This window comes from Pedobacter ginsengisoli (assembly GCF_002736205.1).
Lineage (GTDB): Bacteria > Bacteroidota > Bacteroidia > Sphingobacteriales > Sphingobacteriaceae > Pedobacter > Pedobacter ginsengisoli_A.
In genome coordinates, this window is record NZ_CP024091.1 from 1,920,733 (window position 1) to 1,945,025 (window position 24,293).

16 protein-coding genes are annotated in these 24,293 nt (G+C 37.9%); 8 read left to right on the forward strand and 8 right to left on the reverse strand.

Features of this window, described 5'->3' with window-relative positions; all coding sequences use genetic code 11:
• Positions 1-30: 30 nt before the first annotated feature.
• Positions 31-882, reverse strand: coding sequence for a dienelactone hydrolase family protein (locus CPT03_RS07925; protein ID WP_099438348.1), 852 nt, complete (start codon positions 880-882; stop codon positions 31-33).
• Between the two features lie 757 nt (positions 883-1,639).
• Here CPT03_RS07925 and spt point away from each other — a divergent pair.
• The 3 genes from spt to CPT03_RS07940 are packed head-to-tail and all read left to right on the forward strand — an operon-like array spanning position 1,640 to position 4,946.
• Positions 1,640-2,845, forward strand: coding sequence for a serine palmitoyltransferase (spt, locus tag CPT03_RS07930; protein WP_099438349.1), 1,206 nt, complete (start codon positions 1,640-1,642; stop codon positions 2,843-2,845).
• Complete coding sequence (locus tag CPT03_RS07935) at positions 2,842-3,960, forward strand: hypothetical protein (RefSeq protein WP_099438350.1); 1,119 nt, start codon at positions 2,842-2,844, stop codon at positions 3,958-3,960. Before spt ends, CPT03_RS07935 begins: the two co-directional genes overlap by 4 nt.
• Positions 3,957-4,946 (forward strand): NAD-dependent epimerase/dehydratase family protein, encoded by a 990-nt coding sequence (locus CPT03_RS07940; RefSeq protein WP_099438351.1) that lies wholly within the window; start codon positions 3,957-3,959, stop codon positions 4,944-4,946. Before CPT03_RS07935 ends, CPT03_RS07940 begins: the two co-directional genes overlap by 4 nt.
• 5 nt (positions 4,947-4,951) lie before the next feature.
• On the opposite strand, the gene xseB is transcribed toward CPT03_RS07940, so the two are convergent.
• The 3 genes from xseB to CPT03_RS07955 are packed head-to-tail and all read right to left on the reverse strand — an operon-like array spanning position 4,952 to position 7,536.
• Positions 4,952-5,152, reverse strand: a complete 201-nt coding sequence (xseB, locus tag CPT03_RS07945; RefSeq protein WP_099438352.1) for an exodeoxyribonuclease VII small subunit — start codon at positions 5,150-5,152, stop codon at positions 4,952-4,954.
• Positions 5,130-6,521 (reverse strand): exodeoxyribonuclease VII large subunit, encoded by a 1,392-nt coding sequence (xseA, locus tag CPT03_RS07950; RefSeq protein ID WP_099438353.1) that lies wholly within the window; start codon positions 6,519-6,521, stop codon positions 5,130-5,132. Before xseA ends, xseB begins: the two co-directional genes overlap by 23 nt.
• On the reverse strand, positions 6,496-7,536 hold the full coding sequence (locus tag CPT03_RS07955; protein ID WP_099438354.1) for an LD-carboxypeptidase: 1,041 nt from the start codon (positions 7,534-7,536) through the stop codon (positions 6,496-6,498). Before CPT03_RS07955 ends, xseA begins: the two co-directional genes overlap by 26 nt.
• Before the next feature lie 171 nt (positions 7,537-7,707).
• On the opposite strand from CPT03_RS07955, the gene CPT03_RS07960 reads away from it, so the two are divergent.
• Genes CPT03_RS07960 through CPT03_RS07970 form a run of 3 tightly spaced genes read left to right on the forward strand, consistent with a single transcriptional unit; the run spans position 7,708 to position 11,488 of the window.
• Positions 7,708-8,733 (forward strand): PmoA family protein, encoded by a 1,026-nt coding sequence (locus tag CPT03_RS07960; protein WP_099438355.1) that lies wholly within the window; start codon positions 7,708-7,710, stop codon positions 8,731-8,733.
• A gap of 25 nt (positions 8,734-8,758) precedes the next feature.
• Positions 8,759-10,120, forward strand: coding sequence for a DUF1080 domain-containing protein (locus tag CPT03_RS07965; RefSeq protein ID WP_099438356.1), 1,362 nt, complete (start codon positions 8,759-8,761; stop codon positions 10,118-10,120).
• Between the two features lie 9 nt (positions 10,121-10,129).
• Positions 10,130-11,488: a Gfo/Idh/MocA family protein gene (locus tag CPT03_RS07970; protein WP_099438357.1), complete on the forward strand. Its 1,359-nt coding sequence runs from the start codon at positions 10,130-10,132 to the stop codon at positions 11,486-11,488.
• A gap of 154 nt (positions 11,489-11,642) precedes the next feature.
• Here the strand turns inward: CPT03_RS07970 and CPT03_RS07975 are convergent, their stop codons facing one another.
• The 3 genes from CPT03_RS07975 to CPT03_RS07985 all read right to left on the reverse strand — a co-directional run bounded on the left by CPT03_RS07975 (position 11,643) and on the right by CPT03_RS07985 (position 16,858).
• On the reverse strand, positions 11,643-13,328 hold the full coding sequence (locus tag CPT03_RS07975; protein WP_099438358.1) for a sodium/sugar symporter: 1,686 nt from the start codon (positions 13,326-13,328) through the stop codon (positions 11,643-11,645).
• A gap of 114 nt (positions 13,329-13,442) precedes the next feature.
• On the reverse strand, positions 13,443-15,407 hold the full coding sequence (locus tag CPT03_RS07980; RefSeq protein ID WP_099438359.1) for a c-type cytochrome: 1,965 nt from the start codon (positions 15,405-15,407) through the stop codon (positions 13,443-13,445).
• A 14-nt stretch (positions 15,408-15,421) separates the two neighbouring features.
• Complete coding sequence (locus tag CPT03_RS07985; protein WP_099438360.1) at positions 15,422-16,858, reverse strand: DUF1080 domain-containing protein; 1,437 nt, start codon at positions 16,856-16,858, stop codon at positions 15,422-15,424.
• Positions 16,859-17,488: 630 nt separating this feature from the next.
• Here CPT03_RS07985 and CPT03_RS07990 point away from each other — a divergent pair.
• Both CPT03_RS07990 and CPT03_RS07995 read left to right on the forward strand, forming a co-directional pair.
• On the forward strand, positions 17,489-20,212 hold the full coding sequence (locus tag CPT03_RS07990) for a PQQ-dependent sugar dehydrogenase (RefSeq protein ID WP_099438361.1): 2,724 nt from the start codon (positions 17,489-17,491) through the stop codon (positions 20,210-20,212).
• Between the two features lie 223 nt (positions 20,213-20,435).
• Positions 20,436-23,534, forward strand: a complete 3,099-nt coding sequence (locus CPT03_RS07995; RefSeq protein ID WP_099438362.1) for a PVC-type heme-binding CxxCH protein — start codon at positions 20,436-20,438, stop codon at positions 23,532-23,534.
• Here CPT03_RS07995 and CPT03_RS08000 read toward each other — a convergent pair whose 3' ends face one another.
• Positions 23,535-24,284, reverse strand: a complete 750-nt coding sequence (locus tag CPT03_RS08000; protein WP_099438363.1) for a hypothetical protein — start codon at positions 24,282-24,284, stop codon at positions 23,535-23,537.
• Between the last annotated feature and the right edge of the window lie 9 nt (positions 24,285-24,293).

The window sequence follows — 24,293 nt, forward strand, 5'->3', positions numbered from 1 at the left end:
ATTAAAATTCTTATAACTAACAGCTTAAAACTAGCCCAATTTAGCTTTAAACAACGATATGGTTCTTTGCCAGGCCAATTTTGCAGCAGCCTCATTGTATCTGGTTGGTGAGGTATCGTTATTAAAAGCATGATTTATCCCCTCATATACATATAGCTTATAGTCTATGTGATTTTGTTTTAGCGCGGCTTCATATGCAGGAATTCCTGCATTTATTCGTTCATCGAGCCCTCCATAATGCAGCATTATGCTCGCCTTAATTTTAGGAACATCTTCTGCAGCAGCCTGAGCACCATAGTAAGCAACAGCTGCCAACAATTTAGGATCATTTACAGCAAGTTTATTGGCCATACCCCCGCCCCAGCAAAAGCCCATACATCCGGTTTTTCCGTTCCCATCTTTTCGTTTTCTCAAGTATTCAAGACCTTTAAGGTAATTCTCCAGGTTCTTTGCAGGATCAAGCTTACCTATTAGCTCCCGGCCTTTATCCTCATCTGCCGGCGTTCCACCAAATGGAGATAAAGCATCTACACCTAAAGCAATAAACCCTTCGGCAGCTACTCTCTTGGTTACCTCTATGATATGAGGATTTAAGCCTCTGTTTTCATGTATTACAAGCACGCAACCAAGGTTCTTTTTGTCTTTAGGTTTAGCCAATACAGCTTTCACATCACCATCTGCACCTGGATAACTAATGTTTTCGACAGTAATGGTTTCATCATTAAAGCTCGAAGCCGATGCATAATTATTTTCTAGCAGGGGCAATACTGTTAAGGCTATGGCTGTGCTACCCGTAATAATAGCCAGCTTTTTCATAAATTCCTTCCTGCTTAGCTTGCTATGGGTGTATTCATCGTATAAGTTAATGATTTTCTGATCCATAAATAATTAATAAAATATGAACAATAAGTACTAATATAATGTTTATATGGCATCATTTAACGATTTTATCAATTACGTTACATGATAAAACGTTATTTAATAAGGGAGATTTGTCATGAAATTGTTTTTATTTTTTTCGTTGAAAACAATTTAACAATATCGTTCGTTATATATGCAGTTTGTTTGGTTTAGGTTGGTCTGTGGTGGACCAACCATCTATTAATAACAGGGATAATCGCCAGATTCATCCCTGTTTCCTTTTAATTCTATCCCGTTTCTCTATCAACTCTCTTGTCATTCTAAAAAGACATTTAGCTGAAAAAGGTCATCCAAAGTCATTTCAAATTCGCTAAAGAGTCACCTAGCGGTCGTTAAAAAATTACGCTACCAAGCTATCCTTAACATAAAATGAGTTCTGTTTGACTAAAATACTATTGAAGTCAGACTTTAGCATCATAATAATCCTTACCTTTGCGCTGAAAAACCATTTTTATTCTTAACCTTTCAAAGCTATCGGAATTAAATTATAAGAAAATTGTAATTTTTGTTTTAAAAATTAATATATTGAAACTTGGTTGAGTTCAAGTTTTGTTTTCTGTGTTTATGATCTTAGATTTGAAAAGTTTTTTTAATTGGCATAGATGTTGATTTTTCAAACTAATTACATAAGGGTATTTTTATAGAGTAGGATTCATTCCTTGGAACATAGCCGACATCAATAATAACCAGCCCTGTAATCTAAACATATAGTACTAGCATGCGCAAAAAATTACACGATAGGATAGCAGCTTTTAAAGATGCTACAGCAATTAAGGAAAAAGGCTTATATCCTTACTTCCGGGCAATAGAATCAGCACAGGATACAGAAGTGATGATAGACGGGAAGAGGGTATTGATGTTTGGTTCTAACTCCTATCTGGGATTAACAAATCACCCAAAAATAAAAGAAGCTGCAAAAGCTGCGGTTGATAAATATGGTACTGGTTGTGCCGGGTCAAGATTCCTAAACGGTACTCTTGATATTCACATTGAACTTGAAAAAAGACTTGCTGCCTACGTTGGTAAAGAAGCTGCTGTTCTTTTTAGTACCGGGTTTCAGGTTAATTTAGGTGTGATATCCTGCCTGCTAGACAGGAATGACTACCTTATTCTTGATGAATACGATCATGCATCTATCATTGATGGTAGCAGGTTGTCGTTTTCGCGCTCAATAAAATATGCACATAACGACATGGATGATTTGCGCAAGAAATTGAGCAGGTTACCTGAGGATGCTGCAAAATTAATTGTTGCCGATGGCATTTTTAGCATGGAAGGTGATCTGGTTAATTTACCAGAGATCGTAAAAATTGCTGATGAATTTGGGGCAAACATTATGATGGATGATGCGCACAGTTTAGGCGTTATTGGCTTTAACGGTTCAGGAACGGCTTCTCATTTCGGGTTAACTGATAAGGTTGATTTGATTATGGGAACTTTCAGTAAATCATTAGCTTCTCTTGGTGGTTTTATTGCAGGTTCTGAAGAGACTATTGAGTTTGTGAAACACAGAGCACGCTCACTAATGTTCAGTGCAAGTATGCCACCTTCAGCTGTTGCAAGTGTTATTGCTGCCCTTGATATTATTGAATCAGAGCCTGAGCGTATAGATCAGCTTTGGGCCAATACCAATTATGCAAAAAAATTACTTCTTGAAGCAGGCTTTGATATAGGACACACGGATAGTCCGATCATTCCTGTTTACATCAGAGATAACGATAAAACATTCCTTATTACCAATATTTTAAGTAAAAACGGAATATTTGTAAATCCTGTGGTTTCACCTGCAGTTCCTTCAGATTCTTCTTTATTGAGGTTCTCTTTAATGGCTACACATACTTTTGAACAGATTGAGGAAGCCGTTGAAAAAATTGCAGCTGCTGCTAAACAAGTTCAGGTTAACTTATCGCAGGTAACTATATGAAAAACATAGTTGCAGTTAGCAATAAAAAGCAGTTAGCTCAGTTTATTGATTTCCCTCATGACCTTTATAAAGGTGATTCTAATTATGTTCCGGAGCTTTTTATAGCTCAAAAGGATTTACTTACAACTCACCCTTTTCACAAACATTCTTCTTTGCAATGTTTTTTGCTTTTTGATGGAGACAAAATCATTGGCAGAATTGCGGCTATACTGAACAACAACTATAACATTTTTAATAGTACTAATGACGGTTTCTTCGGTTTTTTTGATTGTATAAATAATCAGGAAGCTGCCAATTTATTATTAGATACTGCGGCTAAATGGCTGAAAGATAAAGGTGTAACCGGTGCAATTATAGGACCGGTAAACTTCTCTACCAATGAGTCTTGTGGCTTATTGATTGAAGGATTTGATTCTCCTCCTGTGGTTATGATGCCTTATAATGCAACCTACTACCCTGCTTTAATGGAAGGCTGGAAGCTTAATAAGAAAGTAGACCTAATTGCATGGAAATTTAATGGCGACAATTACGATGACCGTTCTGTAAAGCTTATGGACCGGTTAGAGGAACGTTTGAACAGAAATAACATCACCATCCGTAAAATCAATATGAAAAATTTTAAACAGGAAGCTGCCAACCTGCGTGAAGTTTACAACAAAGCCTGGGATAAAAATGCCGGTTTTGTACCTTTAAATGATGAGGAATTTGATTATCAGGCTAAAGACCTGAAACTGGTGCTTGATCCTGATTTTTGTTTTGTGGCGGAACAAGATGGTAAACTTGTTGGTTTTGGCGCTGCCATTCCAGACATGAACCAGATCCAGATTAAAATTAAAAAAGGAAGGCTTCTTCCTACCGGTATATTCAAATTGTTATTTGGCAAGAAAAATGTAAAAGGAATCAGGATTTTACTTCTTGGTGTTATTGATGGCTATCGTAAAATGGGTATCGAGGCTTGTATTTATGGTAGCATCATTAAATCTTACCGTGCTAAAAATTTCGAATACGCAGAGGCTGGATGGACATTAGAGCATAACGATCTTGTAAATAATGCTATTATTGCCATCAAAGGCGATCCTTATAAGAAATACAGGATCTACGAGAAAGCAATATGAGTAAAAGGGTATTAATTACCGGTGCTACAGGTTTTGTGGGTTATCATCTTATTGAAAAAGCTATACAATCTGGCTTAGAGGTTTATGCAGCTGTTCGCAAAAGCAGCAGTAAAGCTCACCTGAGCGAGTTTAACATTAAGTATGTTGATCTGGATTACAGCTCTGTAGAGAGTTTAAGATCACAGCTTGAAGAGCATCAGTTTAGCTATATTATTCATGCGGCAGGTATTACCAAAGCCAAAACTAAAGCAGATTACAATAAAGTTAATGCTGAATTTACCGAACACCTGGCTGTTGCGGCAATTACTGCTGGCATTAAGTTAGAGAAATTTGTATTTGTAAGCAGTCTGGCTGCACTAGGCCCGCTTACCGATCTTAGCCAGGAAATTAAAGAAGATACCCCTGCCCATCCGGTAACCAATTATGGTGCAAGTAAACTACTTGCCGAAAAATACCTTTCAGAAATACCCGGTTTACCATTAATCACCATTCGTCCTACAGCTGTATATGGGCCTCGTGAAAAGGATATTTTTATTTTATTTAAAAGTATAAGCAGAGGCTTGGAGCCCCACATAGGTAGCTTTAAACAACAACTAAGCTTTATCTATGTAAAAGATCTTGCAGATGTTATTGTGAATTCTCTTTTTGTTAAGGTTAACGGAAAACATTACAATGTTTCGGATGGCAATGTATATAATCGTTATGCACTTGCAGAGCTGGTTAAGAAGGCTTTGAAACAAAGGACTTTTAAATTCCATTTGCCTGTTCCTGTAGTAAGTGCTATGGCTTCATTTATGGATTTCATTTACACAAACAGCAAGAACACGCCTACCTTAAATAAAGAAAAAATGGCTGAGCTTACGGCAATTAACTGGGCTTGCAATATTGATAATGCTAAACGTGATCTTAATTATGCGCCACAATTTAATCTAGAAAAAGGATTAATTGATACCGTTAAGTGGTATAAAGCTAATAATTGGTTATAGGGGGGTTATTGATTTTCCATTTGTTTAATAATCTTATTTACTTCTGTTTCGGTTGCTCTAAGTTTGGTTTGACAAAACTCAATCAGTTCCGAAGCACGCTTAACCTTATCAGCAAGTACATCTACTGATACAGATTCATTTTCTATCTCCTGTGCAATCTCTGTTAGCTCCTTATAGGCAGCCTCATATGTTAAATTCGTTTCCATTGTTTCTGGATTTAGATTTTACGGTTGTCTTTATTTCTGTTGTAGCCAGTCTTACTGTTAATTCCTGTCCCACCTCTACGTTATCTGCATTACTCACAATCTTGCCCTCCACTTTTAATATTGCAAACCCTTTATTTAAAATACTTTGAGGACTCATTAGTTTTACCAGCGACTGAAAGTGGCCAATATACCCTCTTTTATTAGCAAAATACATTCTGCTATACGATTGAAGGTTATTATTTAGATTACTGAGGTCTTTGCGCTTATTTGAGATAATTATTTTAGGATTGATGAGGATCAGACCCGATAAATTCAAAATGCTTCTGTGATGCTCATTCAGCAGATTTCTGGTTGTATTTATAGTGATCTGATTAAGATGATTAAGCCTGTCTTTATGATGGTTTATTATCTGATAAGTTTTAATCAGCATCATTTTTTGAATACTCAATACTGATTCTTCAAATGCCCTGTTATGTGCTATTATTAATTCGGCCGCTTTTGTTGGTGTTTTAGTAGAAGTATGCGCCATAAGGTCGGCAATGGTTTCATTCTTCTGATGCCCTATCCCTGTAATTACCGGAATGGGAAATTTAGCAATAGCCCTGCTCAGATCGTAATTATCAAATATCAGAAAGTCTGTTTGCGAGCCACCACCTCTGATAATTACAACGGCATCGTAAGATTTTGATGATTGATATACTTCTATGATCTTATTAAGAATTTGTTTGGCGTTTGCCTCACCTTGTACCAAAGTAAAATAGTCATCAATTTTAAAACTATACCCAAAAGAATTGTTTTCGAGCGTGTGTTTAAAATCCATATAACCTGCAGACGTGTCTGAGGATATTACTGCAATATACTGCAATACTTTATTTAACTGCAGGCTACTGTTTTTAGTAAAGTAATACTCTCCCTTTTTTTGTATAAATTCAGGGTTTTCTCTCAGTAGCCTTTCAAGTGTATCTTTTCGTTGCTGTTCAAATAACCCAAGGGTAAAATTGGTATCAATATCAATCAGGTTTAACTGAAGGCCAAAAGCAGGATTATATTGAACATTTACCTGCACCAATACGTTAATGTCGTTTTTAAACCTCTGGCCTGTTGCCTGTTCAAAATTTGTGATATTTAAAGAAGCATTCCCCCATGCTCTTCCGGCAATTTTAGCCAGTATCTTATTCGATGATTTTTCTTTTTCTACCAGCTCAAAGTAATGATAGTTGCTTTGCGGTTTGTAGGTATAATTGGTTACATCAGCAATTACCCAAAAAGTCTTTTGCCCAAATACACCATCCATTGCCTGCTGGATTTGACCGGTAAGCTCAGAGAGTTTTATGGAAGCAGGATTAGATGGATACAAGGGAACTGCCATTTACATCTATATTAAGGATATGCTTAGTGCCGCATTTAAGTGCAAAGTTATTAATTTGATGCCCTACCGGGAAATCAAAACATACGGGATAATCATATTCCTTTATTTTTTCGGCAACAATTTCATAAACCGTTCGTCCAAATTCTTCGCCGGGTGTTTCTTCTTTTAAACTAAACCCTCCTATTATTAATCCTTTAAGCTTATCAAGTTTTCCGCTTCGCTTAAGATTCCAGAACATGCGGTCTATGCTGTATAGTTCTTCATGGGTATCCTCTACAAATAGAATAGCATCATCAGTTTTAAGATCAGAATTGCTTCCTGCAAGTGTTTCAATCAAACTAAGATTGCCACCTACCAAAATACCTTCTACTTTACCAGCACGGTTATAACTTACCGGTGCTGCGGTATATTTAACATCGGCCCCGGTAAGTACCTGTCTGATGGAGAGTATAGTTTCTATTTGCATTGGTTTTGCAAGCAACCAATCATTTGGAAAGCTATTACACATTTTAGAATGTATGGTTGCAATACCATAATTACTATTAATATGGGTATGCAGAACTGTAATATCACTAAATCCTATTATCCATTTTGGATTGGCTTTGAACTTTGTAAAATCCAGCTTATCAATTATCCGAACCAAGCCATAGCCTCCTCTGGCACACATAATTGCTTTAATATTTGGATCATCCAGCATACGCTGCAAATCAGCTGCTCTTTCCAAATCGGTACCCCCAAGCGAAAAATCCCGTGTCCCAATAGTTTTCCCGATTTCTACTTTAAAGCCCCAGCTTTGCATCAATTGAACAGATGGCTGGATATCTAATAAAGAAATATAGCTTGCCGGACTTGTTATCCCTATTGTATCACCCGGTTTAAGGTATGGCGGTATTTTTGATTTAGCCAGTTCGGGCACTTCAGCCTTACTTACCACACTCGCATTCCCTAATACCTTTGATGCTGAAGCAGATACTCCGGCAGTAATAGCAAAGGAAAGAAAGTGTTTACGGTTCATTGCTGGTGGCTTTTTCTATATACAATAATAAGGCAAATTGATGAAATCCGAAGGAATTCCTCGCAATCGTTTTCGTATTTTTTCTATATACAAATGCACTTTTCTGGGGAAATTGTATTTCAAGAGCGGTATATTAGTTTACCAAATATGATTATAACCTGCACAATCTGAATGAAAAAATACTTGATTATCGCCTGTTGTTATTTTAGTTTAAGTACCAATGCACAAACTAAAAATGTGTCGTTTGTAAGAAATGACCAGGATCGTAAGGTTGATGTGCTGATAGATGGTAAGCCTTTTACCAGTTTTATCTATCCCGCTGATATGGAAAAGCCTATCCTCTATCCGATATTTGCTGCTGATGGTGCTATTTTAACCAGAGGCTTTCCGCTTAATAAACGCGAAGGTGAACGTGTTGATCACCCGCATCATGTTGGTTTATGGTTTAATTACGAAAGTGTTAACGGCCTCGACTTCTGGAACAACTCCTATGCTATTCCTGCCGAAAAGAAAGTAAAATACGGATGGATTAGAAATGTAAAGGTAAACAAGGTTGAAAACGGCAAGTCCAGTGGCAAATTAAGCTATAGCGCCAACTGGGAAAATCAAGCTAAAGATGTTTTGTTGAAAGAGCAAACTACATTTGTTTTCTCGGGTACAGATCATACCAGGGTTATTGACAGGATAACTACACTATCCGCACAAAAAGATCCTGTAAACTTTAAAGATGTTAAAGATGGTATGCTTGGCATCCGTGTTACAAAAGAGCTTGAGTTTCCTTCAAATAAGGTTGAAGAATTTGCTGACAGTCAAGGAAATATAACTAAAGTATCAGCATCAGGTAATGGTGCCAATGGCACCTATCTAACCAGTGCTGGTAAAACCGGCAACGATGCCTGGGGCACCAGAGGTAACTGGTGTGTTTTATACGGAGTAAAAGATGGCAAGCACCTTTCTGTTGCTATAATTGATCATCCTAAAAACCCGGGCTACCCTACTTACTGGCATGCACGTGATTATGGTTTGTTTGCAGCCAATCCGCTTGGACAGGCCATATTTAGCGAGGGAAAAGAGACTTTAAACCTTACTTTAAAACCAGGCGCTTCGGTTACTTTCAGATACAGAATTATTGTGGGGTCTGGTACTAAAGTTTCGGCCGAAACATTGAATGCACAAGCTGCCAATTTTGGAAAATAAACATAAAAACAAATAATACACACTAATGAAAAAAACAAAGTTACTGATTGTTGCTGCCCTGATGCTTGGAGCCACCCCGTTTACATTGCAGGCACAAACAGGAAAATGGCAAAATCTCTTTAACGGAAAAGACTTACAGGGATGGAAACAATTGAACGGCAAGGCTAAGTATGAAGTTGTGAATGGAGAAATAGTAGGCACAACGGTTTCAAATACGCCTAACTCTTTTTTAACAACTGAAAAAAATTACGGAGATTTTATACTCGAAGTGGAATTATTGGTTGATAATTCAATGAACTCTGGCATACAAATCAGAAGTGAAAGTAAAGCAGACTATAATAATGGCAGGGTTCATGGCTATCAGGTAGAAGTTGATCCATCAGATAGAAAATGGAGCGGAGGATTATATGACGAGGCACGTCGTGGATGGTTATATCCTTTAGATATCAATCCTAAAGGCCAGGCCGCTTTTAAAAATGACCAATGGAACAAATATCATATAGAGTGTATTGGCAATTCTATAAGGACATGGGTAAATGGTATTCCAACTGCAAATGTTGTTGATGCAATGACTCCATCTGGCTTTATCGCTTTACAGGTACACGGTATTGGAAAAAATGATACACCGGGAAAGCAGATTCGCTGGCGTAATGTACGTATCCAGACAGAAAACCTTAAGCCATCTAAAATAGACGATATTTTTGTAGTAAATATGGTTCCAAATGATCTATCTAAGCAAGAAAAAGCTGAAGGTTTTTCTTTGCTATGGGACGGAAAAACTACAAAAGGCTGGATTGGCGCATACAAAACCAAATTCCCTGAAAAAGGATGGGAAATTAAAGATGGTGTACTTAGCGTTGTAAAGGCTAACGGTGCAGAATCTACCAATGGTGGCGATATAGTTACTGTTAAAGAATATGGTGCTTTTGAATTGAAATTTGATTTTAAACTTACTGAAGGTGCCAATAGTGGTGTTAAGTTTTTTGTAACACTTTCTGAAAAAAACAAAGGTTCTGCAATTGGTATGGAATATCAGATTCTTGATGATGAAAGACATCCGGATGCTAAGCTGGGTAAAAATGGTAACCGTACTCTTGGCTCTCTTTATGACCTTATTGCAAGTAAAAAAATCGCTAATGCGCAAAGAAAAATTGGTGAGTGGAACAGAGGTTTAATCAGGGTATTCCCTAACAATAAAATTGAATACTGGCTAAATGGCTTTAAGGTTGTAGAATTTACCAGAGGTACGCAGGAGTTTCTTGACTTAGTTGCTGGCAGTAAGTATAAAGACTGGAAAGACTTTGGTATGGCCCCTAAAGGACATATTTTACTTCAAGACCATGGCGATAATGTTTCATTCAGAAGTATAAAAATTAAACAACTTTAATCATAGATCATGTTAGATTCAAGAAGAAAATTTATTAAGCAATCTGCCATCGCAGCTGCCGGAACCTATTTAGGTACTATGGGTTTAAGTGCAAAAAGCTATGGAAATATTATTGGTGCAAATGACCGTGTAAGGGTTGGTGTTGTTGGCTTTTCAGACCGTTTTAAAAGTTCACTGTTACCTTGTTTCCTAAATCATCATAAGGAATTGAATTTTGATATGGTTGCTGTATCAGATTTATGGAATTACCGTCGCGGTTTGGGTGTTGATCATTTAAAAGAAAAATTTGGCCATAACATAACTGCATGCCGCAATAATGATGAATTGTATAGTTTAAAAGATATTGATGCCGTAATTATCAGTTCTCCTGATTTTGCACACGCATCTCATGCAATTGAGGCTGTAAATGCCAAATGTGATGTGTATTGTGAAAAGCCTTTCGCCGAAACTATGGAAGATGCAAGAGCAGCACTAAAAGCAGTAAAAGGATCGAAACAGATTTTACAGATTGGTTCTCAGCGCAGAAGTGGTGCAAATTATAAAGCGGCTTCTCAGTTTATAAAAGACGGCAAGTTTGGCGATATCACAATGGTAGAACTAAGCTGGAATGTAAACCAGCCTGGCCGTTGGCGCAGACCTGATCTTGTGGCCAGATTAAAACAAGAAGACACGGATTGGAAACGTTTCTTACTAAACCGTCCATTTGAAGAATGGGATCCTCGTAAATATTTAGAATATCGCCTGTTCTGGCCATTCTCGTCTGGAATGCCAGGCCAATGGATGTCGCACCAAATTGATACTGTACACTGGTTTACCGGCTTAAAACACCCAAGAAGTGTTGTGGCAAATGGTGGTATTTATCAATGGAAAGATGGTCGCAGAAACTGGGACACTACTACTGCTGTGTTTGACTACGGTAAACCAAATGATCCTAATAACGGATTCCAGGTGGTATTTACTTCAAGAATGCACAATGGTGATGAAAACCCTGCCGAGATTTATTATGCAAATGGCGGAGAAATGAACCTGAATACAAATACAGTATCTCCTAAGGGTGGCCTTACTGCAAAAGCAGCTGCCGAAATGAATATGAAAGCCAATTTATTACCAGAGCTTAAGCTTACTGAACTTGCTGAAAAGGTTGCAACTTCTGCCAATACTGGTGGTGATAAACTAACTTCAGCACATATGCGTAACTGGATGGAATGCGTTCGCAGCAGACAGGAAACAAATGCTCCTGTTGAAGCTGGTTATTATCATTCAATTGCAAACATTATGACTAATGCGTCAGCAAGAACCGGCCAAAAGGCTACATTTGATGAAGCAACACAAGAAGTCATGGTTGGTGGTAAAGTATTTAAATACTAGCACTATGCCGTCATCCTGAAATAGATTCAGGATGACGGGTGCAACAAAAGAAAAGTTTAATAACGTGTGTTATAAATGAATAAGTAAAAAAGGCGCCTTGGATAAACCCAAGGCGCCTTTTTCGATTACTTTATTGTTATTGTTTTCCTGTATACTACCAAAAAGCAGAGTACAGTGCTACCAACATAGTTACAATAATTAATGCACCAACTGCAAAAGATGTAGATACTCTAAACATTTTTGTATCAACCTCTAATCCATGGGCTACAACGCCTTTCTTGGTTTCATAAGTACTGATGAAATACATTCCAATTACACAGATTGCAAATACGATAAGCATCCTGTCCATAAATGGAATTTCAAATACACCTGCCGAGTTAGCCACAGACCATCCCATATCATGTAAAGGAGCAAGATCTATCCATCCTGGTAAGAACTTTAATACTACCGAAGCAATAAAACCACCTATAGTAGCAAACAATGCCGCATTTGATGTAGTCTTTTTCCAGAAAAAGCCTAAAATAAACATGGCAAAAATACCCGGTGATACAAAACCTGTATATTCCTGAATGTACTGGAAACCTTGTTTTCCTTCCCCCATTAAAGCATCACCAACTATTAGCGACAATACTACTGCAAGTAACATTGAAACGATTACAGTAATTTTACCAACGTTTACCAATGTTCCCTCGCCGGCATTTTTATTAAATGCTTTCTTGTAAATATCTAAGGTAAAAATAGTAGCAATACTGTTTGCTTTACCTGCTAATGAAGCAACAATTGCTGCTGTAAGTGCTGCAAATGAAAGTCCTTTTAAACCTACAGGTAATAAACCTAACAATGCAGGATATGCTTTATTAGGATCCTGAACACCAGAAGAAGTTAATAAACTCTCTGGGCTTATATTAGGAATTTTCTCTTTTATGATATAATAAACTGCAATACCAGGAATAACAACAATTACAGGCATAAGCATTTTTAAGAATGCTGCAAATAAAAGACCCGATCTGGCAACCGGTAAAGAAGCACCCAATGCTCTTTGAGTAATGTATTGGTTACATCCCCAATAGCTTAAGTTTGCAATCCACATACCTCCTATTAATACACTTAAACCAGGAAGATCCATATAGTTAGGGTTATCCTTTTTAAATATCAAATGGAAATGCTCTGAGGCACCATTGGTTAAAATAGAGAAGCCTTTTACAATACCTTGATTATCTGAGATGATGTTTAATGCTATGTATGAAGCTACCAAACCACCAAGCACTAAGAAAAATACCTGAATAACATCAGTATAACCAATAACTTTCATACCACCCAAAGTGATGATAATAGCAAATACAGCTAAGCCAAGGATACAGAAAGTGATAGGAAGATCGGATATACCACTAATGGCCAAAGCTCCAAGATATAGGATAGACATTAGGTTTACTACAATGTAAAGCATTAACCAGAATACCGCCATAATCATTGCCACCTTTTCATTGTAGCGCTGACTAAGGAACTGTGGCATGGTAAATATCTTGTTCTTAAGATAAACCGGCATAAAGAATATAGCTACAATAATTAAGGTAGCGGCAGCCATCCACTCATAAGCAGAAATTGCAAGGCCAAGCTTAAATCCTGATCCGCTCATACCTATCATTTGCTCAGCAGATATATTAGATGCTATAAGAGAAGCACCAATTGCCCACCATGTTAATGAGCCCTCTGCTAAAAAGTAATCCTTTGAATCTGCTGTTTTGGTCTTCTTTTTATAATAGATCCAAAATCCATAAGCTGATACGATTATAAAGTATATAAAGAATACAATGTAATCGCGATAGTCTAGTTTGTTCATCGTTTATATTGGTTGTTTTTGAAATGAGGAACTAAAGTATAAAATAAATCGGCATTCCCCATAGATATCCGAGGGAAATGCCGATATATTAATTGGACTTTAGCACCGGGTCCTTTATTTATTCAAGGAATTAATCCAGTTGGCTATTTTTATACCGTCTTCTTTAGTAACCTGAGGCATCGGCGGCATTTCTGTCGCGTAACCTGGCCAGTTTTGAGGCTGAGGGTTGTGAATTAAAGAAAGAATCTTTTCTGCAGTATACTTACGTTTTGCAACATCAGCAAACGCAGGTCCGATTTGTCTTTTTGTCGGGTTATGACAAGCAGTACAAGTATAAGTTGTTAATAAGCCTTTAACCTGAGCATAAGTTGGAGCTGCCGCTTTAGCGCCACCCTCAACAGCTTTTGGTGCTGCAGCAGTAGTTTTAGCACCAGCTACCGGTTTTTTACCAGTTCCTTTTCCAGGAGCAGCATTAGCTACAGGAGCATTTGCTGAGTTTTTAGTACTTACATCGCTCATAGATAATTTCTCACCGTTTGGAATACTATTTAAAGTATAGTAAGCTATTGGATGAACTAAAGAATAGAAGTTTTCTTGTGAACGAACACCATCAATAGTAATGGTATGGATATAATACTGACGAAGGTTATCAACAATAAGTCTTGCTCTTAAACCATCAGCCGATACTTTAACACCTTTAATTTTCAACTTTTCTTTGTTGATTGGAGGTGAACCATAAACCGGGTGATATTTATATAAATAGCTTTCTACATCATATGAAGCTAAATCTTCTGCCGATTTTAAATCAACTGGTTTAGTAAATTCAATTTCAAAACCATCAGGCATTGCTCTAACAGCTTTCATCTCGAAAGGCACTTTATTGGTATAAACTAAACGCTCAAGGCCTTCGTTTGCATCACCTGCTGATCCCCAACCACGGTTGGTTTCTCCAACAAACAATGAATTATCAGTACCCCATGCCATTCTTAATACTCCTGAACGGAAACCGCTTCTGAACATGAATGAAGCACCTTGCTCTACACCGTTTACAGTTTCAAAGAATACTCTCGAAATGATACTCATACCTTGGTCACCTACTAAAATCTGACCTTCAAAAGGACCAAAAGCTCCCTGAGGAATTTTAACAGGCTCTGAAGTAGAGATACCAAGGATACCATAAGGCAACCATACAGAAGGCAATCTTAACTCAGGAAAATCTTTTTTCATTTCCCATAACATCTTGAAGTTTTCATTCACTCTGTTTTCAGGTTTTATAGCTCTTCCTTCAGCATTTCTTGTTCTTCTTTCGTCAATTTTAGAGTTAAAATACTCTGTGGTAAGTTTAACTGGCGAATCGGCTCTTCCAGTCCATCTTAATCCGGCAGGGTGACCTAAGAAATCTCCTTTGTTAACTTGCCAGATAGCACCAGAACCGAACCAGTCTCCCTGGTTATCAGTGTAATAAAGTTGTCCGTCTATTACGTTTGGACCAGCAGGAGAACGCTGACCTGTAGCCCAAGGCTGCATTTTACCATCTTCAGTAATGTTCATTGTCCAGCCACGCATTGGTACACGGCTTTCTCCGCGCCACCATTCCTCATCACCAAAAGCCACGTTTCCGGTAACAAAGAATGAACCGTCTTTAGCGATTTTTGGTCCGAAGCTGTACTCATGATAGTGACCGCTTAATGGCCATGCATAAATAGTTTCGTAAACATCAGCTTTACCATCCTGATTTTTATCAATCAGTTTAGTTAACTCACCTCTTTGTGCACAATAAAGTGCGCCATCTTTGTAAGCCAAACCTAATATTTCGTGTAAGCCTGATGCAAACTTACGGAAGTAAGGGTTTTTACTTGTAGGATTTTCTACAATATAAACCTCACCTCTTCTGGTCGAGATACCAAGATCTCCATTTGGCAAAGTAACCAAACCACCAACCTCTAAAATTGGTCCTTCGGGTATTCTTACCTTATTTATTTTGAAGAAATCTTCTTCTTTCGGAGTTTCCTGAGCAAACCCCGTTGTAAAACTAAAGCTTAAAGCCAGCATTGCCAGCATTTTAAAAGTGTATTTCATTATCTAACCCCTTTTTAAAATAAAATAGAATAATTTAACTTGCCACGAACAGGAACAACAAGTTGTTTTCTGCCGTTTACATCCCTGATAACAGGTTTGTCTTTGGTATCGTCAAATTTTAAATAAAAAGATTGTCCGTCTACAAGGTAAAGTCCTTTAGAAACCTCTTCTACGCTCGATGCATCAGCTATTAATGCATAGATGTTATCAACCGGAGTTTCAAGAATGATTTCTCTGCTTAGGCCCTGACCATTTTCAAGTGCTTTAATAGCATCCGAAACTTTAGTACCATAGATATTGTAATTAAACGTAGGACGTTCCTGATCATCTAAAGTATAGCCCTTAGTTTTAAAGCCTGTACCGGTAGTATCAGTAAGCCATGCTCCCTGAGCATCAGTAAGTTTAGCTAAGGTAGGAACAGGTTTTTTAGTGAAAGCTGTTACACTGCCACGAGGACGCGATGTACCGTTACCTCTGTCGTGCCACATTGGAGTTGCATCAACAAACTCACCATGCCATGCCTGGAACAAAGCACCGTTATCTAAATCATAACTAAAGTGAACCTGTGTAGGGCTACCTACAGAGATAGCATGAACTACTTTAGGACCACCCGGAACATCAACAAAACTGCGGATGTTTGGTGTAGTAGTTACATCTATATAAATAGGATCAGTATCGCTACCACCTCTTTGACCACCGTTTAACATTTCGGCAGGTAATTTTGAGGTTTTAATGTTTCTGAAAGCTACAGCTCCATGATCGCCTTGCAAACGTAAAGCACCTAAAGCCTTTTCTTTATCATTGGCACCTCTTGTTACGCCAAATAATTCTATATTATCGTGTATAAGTACTCCATTCAGTTCTATTCCTAAAATTCTTGCATTAGCTGTTTTGTTTCCTGATGCATCAAAGCGAGGTGCCTGGAATGCAATTTTAATGTGCTGCCATAAGCCAGGTGCTTTACTTGCATTCTGACGTGGTGCATAACCCTGGTAACCTTGCTGACCTTCTGGTTTTGAATCGTCCCAACGTTGGTAAATCCCGCCGTTGTTTGAAGATGTAGGTTTCAAGATGCCCCATGAATCTTCTAACTGAATTTCATAAACTCCCTGAAGATAAATTCCTGAGTTAGCTCCTTTTGCAAGCAAATAATCCAGTTCAAGAACAATGTCGCCATGTTCACCAATAGTTAAAAGGTCTGATCCATGATCTTTCTTAGAGGGTACATTTACCAGAATACCGGTACCTTTTGCTACGTTTAATACGTTTACCTCATTCAAATTGGCAGTAACACCACCGGCAAGCGTCCAGGTCTTTCCCGGAGTTTTAAATGAAGAAAGATCTTTCAGATCAATTTCTGACTGATCGGCAAGCTGCTGACCAGACACAAGGGCAGTTCCTAACAACCAGATAAAGGCGGTTGTTCCAAACCTTAAATAATTAAGCTTCATGTTGTGTTTTTTGGTTAAAAAAAATTAAATGTATATAATTTCATGTTGGTTTAAAAGGATTGCAAAATAATGATTTTGTTACAATAAACAATAACCCCTTAAAATCAATAAATAAGCCATTAAAGTTTTGCTAAAACTATTTATCAACATTTATTAGTAGTCATAAAAAAAGTATAGTTTTTAGAAAAACGTCATTTTTTGGAATTGTTGCTCAAACAATTTTGTAAGCACTTTTACTGAATTGTAAAATAAATTATTTAACAAGGTGTACTAATAACACTAACAACCGTGTGTGTTATTTACACTAAGATGGGTTACAAACCTCATATTCACTATACCAAGTCCTCACATGGTTCACACATTCTACACACCAAATACACAAAAAGGTACCTGTTTGTGTATTTGGTGTGTAGAATGTGTGAACCATGTGTGAAGAAATGCTAATCTTGTGAAGAACCTGACCTACACTGTCACAATCCCGATACCATGCAGCTTAAAAACATTCCTTAATTGGTACTAAATGGAGCGCTTTGCAAAAGCTTTGGAAATCGATTGCCTAAATTTTATTTGTTTTATGAAATATTCATTTATATTTAGTCTTCGAAACAACACACAGTAATTAAACTTTTAATGAAAACTTCTTTTGCATTGTTAATTTCTGGTATTGCGCTTGGCTTGCTTCCACCGCTAACCAGAACAAAAAAAACAGAAACTTTGCTGCTGAACAACCTTAAGCAGAGCAAGTTGAAACCAAAACTTAGCATTGACACACCAGACCAGAACAGGTTTGTTAAAGTTAGCCTTGTACAAGGGCAGCTTACTGAACCTACCGAATTAGCGGTATTGCCTAATTACGATATTTTGGTATCGCAGCGTCGTGGTGAATTTATGCTTTACAAGAACAGCACCAAGACGCTTAAGGAAGCAGGTAAGCTCGAAGTATATTCTAAAACATTAAATACCCCTGATGTAAATGCTGAAGAAGGATTATTAGGTATAGCACTTGACCCTAACTTTGCAAAAAACCAATATGTATATGCTTTTTATAGTCCGGTAAAACCTTCTGTTAACAGGTTATCGCGCTTTAAGCTGATAAATGATAAAATAAACCTTGCTTCAGAAAAGGTTGTACTTGAGTTTTACTCTCAGCGCGAAATATGCTGCCATACCGGTGGTTCTATTGCTTTTGGTCCTGAAGGCTATCTATATGTATCAACAGGCGATAACTCCACTCCTTTTGATGCACCAAAATCTAAGTATGTAAACAATGGCTATGCACCGCTAGACAATCGTGAGGGATTTCAGCAGTATGATGCCCGAAGATCTGCAGGTAACACCAACGACTTAAGAGGTAAAGTACTTAGAATTAAGGTTAACGAGGATGCTACTTATAGTATTCCTGATGGCAACCTGTTCCCTAAAGGCCAGGAAAAAACCAAACCTGAGATTTATGTAATGGGAAACAGAAACCCCTACAGAATATCAGTAGATCAAAAAACAGGCTTCCTGTATTGGGGCGAAGTTGGCCCGGATGCATCAAACGATGATGCTTTAAGAGGGCCAAGAGGTTATGACGAGGTAAATCAGGCCCGCAAAGCAGGATTTTTTGGATGGCCTTTATTTATAGGTAACAACTATCCTTATAAAGCTTATGATTATACCGACGGTAAAAATGGTGAGGCATTTGACCCTAAAGCTGGTTTAAATAACTCGCCTAACAATACTGGTTTATCTAGCCTTCCTCCGGCTAATCCGGCTTTTATATGGTATCCTTACGGAGAATCTAAAGAATTTCCTCAGGTTGGTGCAGGTGGCCGTACTGCAATGGCTGGCCCGGTTTATTATTCAAGACCAGGTGCTTCGCCATATCCTTCATATTATGATGGTAAATTGATTATTTACGAATGGATCCGTGGATGGGTTAAAGCGGTAACTATGTCGCCAGCGGGAGATTATGTAAGTATGGAGCCGATGCTAAGTAACATTTCGTTAGCTGCACCTATTGATATGGAACTTGGTCCGGATAATAAATTATACATCCTTGAGTATGGTAAAGGATGGTTCTCTAAAAATCCTGATGCTGGTATTACCAGAATTGATTACATGGCCGGCAACAGACCTCCTGTTGTGAAAAACCTTGAAATTGAAAAAACAAGTGGCTTATTGCCATATAAACTTGTGGCTAAAGTAGATGTAACAGATCCAGATGGTGATGCTTTAACTTACGTATGGAACTTAGGAAAAGGCATCAAAAAAACTACAACAACACCTGAATTACAGCATACATTTACCAAATCTGGAGAATATGCAATTAGTGTTCAGGTATTGGATAAAGATAAAGCTTCGTCAAAAAGCAATACTGTAACTGTTTACGCAGGAAATGAAGAGCCTAAGGTTGATATAGCTTTAACAGGAAACAAGAGCTTCTATTTCCCAGGAAAACCAATTAATTATCAGGTATTGGTTTCTGATAAAGGTGCTGCTGTAAATAAAAGCAGAATCTATGTATCAAATACTTATACCGAAGGTTTGGATATGGCGGGAGCTAAACTGGGCCATCAGCAAGCTGCACAAACACTTGTGGGTAAAGCCATAATGCTTAAAGCAGATTGCAGTACCTGCCATAAAATTTCTACAAAATCAATTGGCCCTGCATTTACGCAGGTATCTGCCAAATATCAGACAAAAGCCAAAGCTGCTGATTATATCACTTCTAAAGTAATTAACGGTAGTAAAGGTGTTTGGGGCGAAGTTCCTATGCCTGCCCACCCTACTATGAAAGCTGCTGATGTTAAGGAAATTGCTGAATGGATCATGACTTTAAGTGCAAAATCTACAACTGGTCCTTCTTTACCTGCTACAGGTAAAATTGTGCCTCCGGCAGAAACCAATAAAGATAAATCTGTTTTAAATATTAAAGCAACTTACTCTGATTTAGGAGCTGCAGGCTTAAAACCTTTATCAAACACCAAGGTCCTTAATTTAAGAAGCAATGTTATAAATGCAGCCGATATTAAAGATATATCTGATTTCGGACGTAAAGATGCCGATGGGGTTCAATCATTAATATTGCCTCAAAAAGCTGGCTGGATTAAATTAAAAGGTATTGATTTAACTAATGTTGCTGCCTTTAACCTAAATCTGGAAAATGCAAATGCTGATTACAGCGCTGAAATCAGATTGGGTGGTAAAGATGGGCAGGTAATTGGAAAGCAAGGTTCAATTGCTTCAGGTGTAGCTATAAGCCCGGTAACTGATGGTAAATTCCATGATGTTTATATAGTGGTTAAAGCTGCTCATGAAGATGTAAAAGACAGACCTCTTTTAAAAACTGTAACAGTTAAGCCTATTTAAGGCGATAGTTATCGTTGGATGACTATTACAAAAAAGGCTGTATCTTAATATGATACAGCCTTTTTTTATTGAAAAAACTTTGCTATTCTGATAATTAAATAAAACTTAAGCAATCGATTGCTTTATTGGATATTTTTTCTAAATTCGTTAACCAAATATCCTGTGTTCTATTTAAACAGGCTAACCACTTGAAGAGAATAGATCGCTTTAAACCGTACAAAGAATGGCTATTAATTTTACCAAAACCACCCTATTTGCTGCCAAGGTTGCATTAGTTTTGTTTCAACCTGTTCTATTATTTAAAACATGTAACCCGTCTGTAAGTGAACAGAAAGACCGCTTAAAGGTTCAAACTGATACTCCTTTAACAGAAGCAACAAAACATTTGCCGGGTAACAGCCTGGCCGGTTTGCGCACATTTCCGGGTCTGCATGTTCAAACCATGGCAACTGAACCTACATTAATAAATCCGACCAATATTGACGTTGATGAAAAAGGCAGGGTTTGGGTTACTGAAGCCTACAATTACAGGTTTGAAATTAACAACAACAAACCTAAACCTGAAGGCGACAGGATTTTAATACTAGAAGATAAGGATGGCGATGGAGTTTTAGAAACCAGCAAAACATTTTATCAGGGAGCTGAAATTAATGCGCCATTAGGCATTTGTGTGTTGGGCAACAGGGTTATTGTTGCTCAAAGTCCTTATGTGTGGGCTTTTTACGATGACAATGGTGATGATAAGGCTGATCGTAAAGAAATCCTGTTTCAGGGAATCGGCGGTGAACAACATGACCATGGTGTACACACCTTTACTTTTGGCCCTGATGGAAAACTATATTTCAATTTCGGGAATATGGGGGAAACACTAAAGGATAAAAATAACAAAACGGTACTTGATCAGGATGGCGATGAGATTGGCCCTAAAAAATATAAAGAAGGTATGGTGTTCAGGTGTAATCCTGATGGGTCTAATGTGGAGGTTTTAGGACACAATTTTAGAAACCCTTTTGAGGTTGCGGTTGATAGTTACGGTACGGTTTGGCAAAGTGACAATGATGATGACGGTAATAAAGGTGTGCGGATTAACTATGTAATGGAACACGGTAATTTTGGTTTTAAAGATGAAATGACTGGTGCATACTGGCCTGCAGAGCGTATTAATATGGAAGACTCTATCCCACTGCGCCATTGGCACTTAAATGATCCGGGTGTGGTTCCTAACCTTTTGCAAACAGGCTCCGGATCTCCGACAGGTATTTTGATTTATGAGGGCTCATTATTGCCTGCTCAATTCCACAATCAGATTATACATTCAGAACCTGGGCATAACGTAGTTAGATCATACCCTGTAAAGAAAAATGGCGCAGGCTATTCTGCAGAAATCATTAACATATTAAATAATGACAAAGACCAATGGTTTAGACCAGCAGATGTTTGTATAGCTCCGGATGGCTCTTTAATTATAGCAGACTGGTATGATCCCGGAGTTGGCGGGCACAGAGTTGGCGACCTTGAACGCGGGCGCATTTACAGGGTTGCTCCTAATGCTCTTGCATCAAAGTACTCTGTTCCGGTATTTAATTTTGAAACGCCTAATGGCGCTATTGCAGCCCTTCAGAATCCGAATTTAGCAGTGCGACGACATGCTTACCTGGCTTTGACGGAGATGGATAAAAAAGCGATTCCGGCTTTAAATAAATTATGGAAATCGTCGGCCAATCAGCGTATGAGAGCCAGGGCTTTATGGATTTTATCTAAATCGTCTGATTCCAAGAAATATTTAGATGAGGCCATTAAGGATAAAAATCCTGACATCCGCATTACTGCTTTAAGAGCCGTAAAACAAACTAATTTAAATGTAACTGATTATGTGACGCAATTGGTAAATGATGCCAATATGGAGGTTTTAAGAGAGTGTGCTATAGCGCTTAGACATAATAAGACTGCAGAGGCTGCTGAACTTTGGGCCAAGCTGGCTACAAAACACAACGGAACTGACAGATGGTACCTTGAAGCCTTAGGTATTGGTGCAGATAGGCAATGGAATAGCTATCTGGCAGCATATTTAAAGTTGGTAAACGATCCGTTATCAGGTGCTGGAGGTAAAGATATTATCTGGCGTTCCAGAACTTCACTAGCCCTACCCTTTTTAGAAAAATTAACATCTGACCAAAGCGTACCGTTAGCTAATAGGCTTAGATATTTCCGCGCATTTGACTTTATTGAGGATGGTGCAGACAGAACTAAAACTTTAATAGCTATGCTTGGTAAAAACACTGATCTTGCTACAACTTCTATTATACTTAGTTTAATGGATGCGAAAGAGGTTGCAAGTTCTCCTGTTTCTTTAAATGCTTTGAAAAAGGTACTTGAATCAAAATCCCAAACACCGGAATACATTAATCTGATAACTAAATATCAAATTAAAACAGAAGGTGCCAAATTATTAGAAATGGTAATTGCCAATGGAAGTAAGTCGGCCGGAGTTGATGCTGCACGCCTTTTAATTGAATTTAAAGATACTGAACGGATTAATGAGGTTATTAAAAGCAAGGATTTGAATAAAATAGCCCCGGTTTTTGAGGCTCTGGGTGCGGTGGGTAATAAAGAATCTATAAGTATACTTTCTGGCGCGGCAACCAGCACATCTTATGATAAAGCATTACGCCAGAAAGCTGCTGAAATGCTGGGGAAAAGCCGAAACGGTGAAAAGAGAACTTTAGATTTACTGAAAAGCAAGGCTTTGTCTGATGACTTGATTCCGTTTGCAGTAAAAGGCGTAAGCGGATCGGGTATTAAAGGATTATACGATGAAGCAAAAACCTATTTACCAGGCGCTAAAACAGACGAGGCAAAAAAGAACACCATGGTTAGCTTTAACGAGATCATTGCATTGAAAGGAAATGCATTGAAAGGAAAAGCAGTGTTTAACAAAGCTTGCTTTATATGCCATAAAGCAAATGGACAAGGATTGGATTTTGGACCAAACTTGTCTGAAATTGGTGCAAAACTACCTAAAGAAGGTCTTTTTGATGCCATTGTAAGACCATCGGCCGGTGTAAGCTTTGGTTATGAAACTTCGCAATTGGATATGAAAGATGGTTCAACCCTGGTAGGTATTATTTCGAGCAGAACAGAATCTGATATTCAATTGAAATATCCAGGGGGAGCCAGTCAAAAACTAAAATCGGCTAATGTTAATTTTATAAAAGAAGTTCCAGGCTCTATGATGCCTGATGGGTTACAGGAAACAATAACAAAGCAGGAGTTTTCTGATTTGCTTGAATTCCTTTCTTCATTAAAGAAAAAAGAGCAATAACTATTGTTTGAGCTTTTTGCCGCCAACATTTATTACAGCGCCAATGGTAAATATTGAATTACCGGCGCTCATAAACTTGCGGCTATTTAGTCCGAAATTACCACTTGATGTATATTGAAGTTGCACTGCATCACTTAGGCGCATTCTGGTAAAGAAAATTGGTTCTAAAAAGGTATTACCTTCTCTAACCTGACCTACTGAATTGCGCATAAAGGTTTTCATTTGCACACTGCTGATGCGTAATGCTGTTCCATAATTTATGGGGAAGTCTGTTCCAAATAAGTGCAGATTATTACTTTTCTTTGAACTGTAATTAACCTGTATGAATGTTTTATTGTAGGTTATTTCTTCAAGATCAGTATTTGTTAATATATCATTATCATCGAAGGTTCTGAATGCACGGTTTGTTTTACCGCCACCATAGCCTGCGTATATTTCTAAAATCCGATTCTTATCGGGGCCAAAGGTGTTAAAATAACCTCCACCAACTTCTATTAATTTATGCTTAAAATCTTTACTATGCTTTTCATTATTCATGTATGCCCCGCTAAACAGTACACCAAAGTGATCTGAAACTGCATAAGCGCCATTTAAACTTGCATTGCCGCGGAAAGAGATGTGGCCACCACCGCTAAACTCTCCTTTTTGGCTTAGCATAGGCGTATTGGGCACATTTGGCATATAAACAGAAGAACAAGAACTAAAAAAAATCAGGGATAGATATAATAGAAGTTTGTAGTTTTTAATCATACAGAGAAT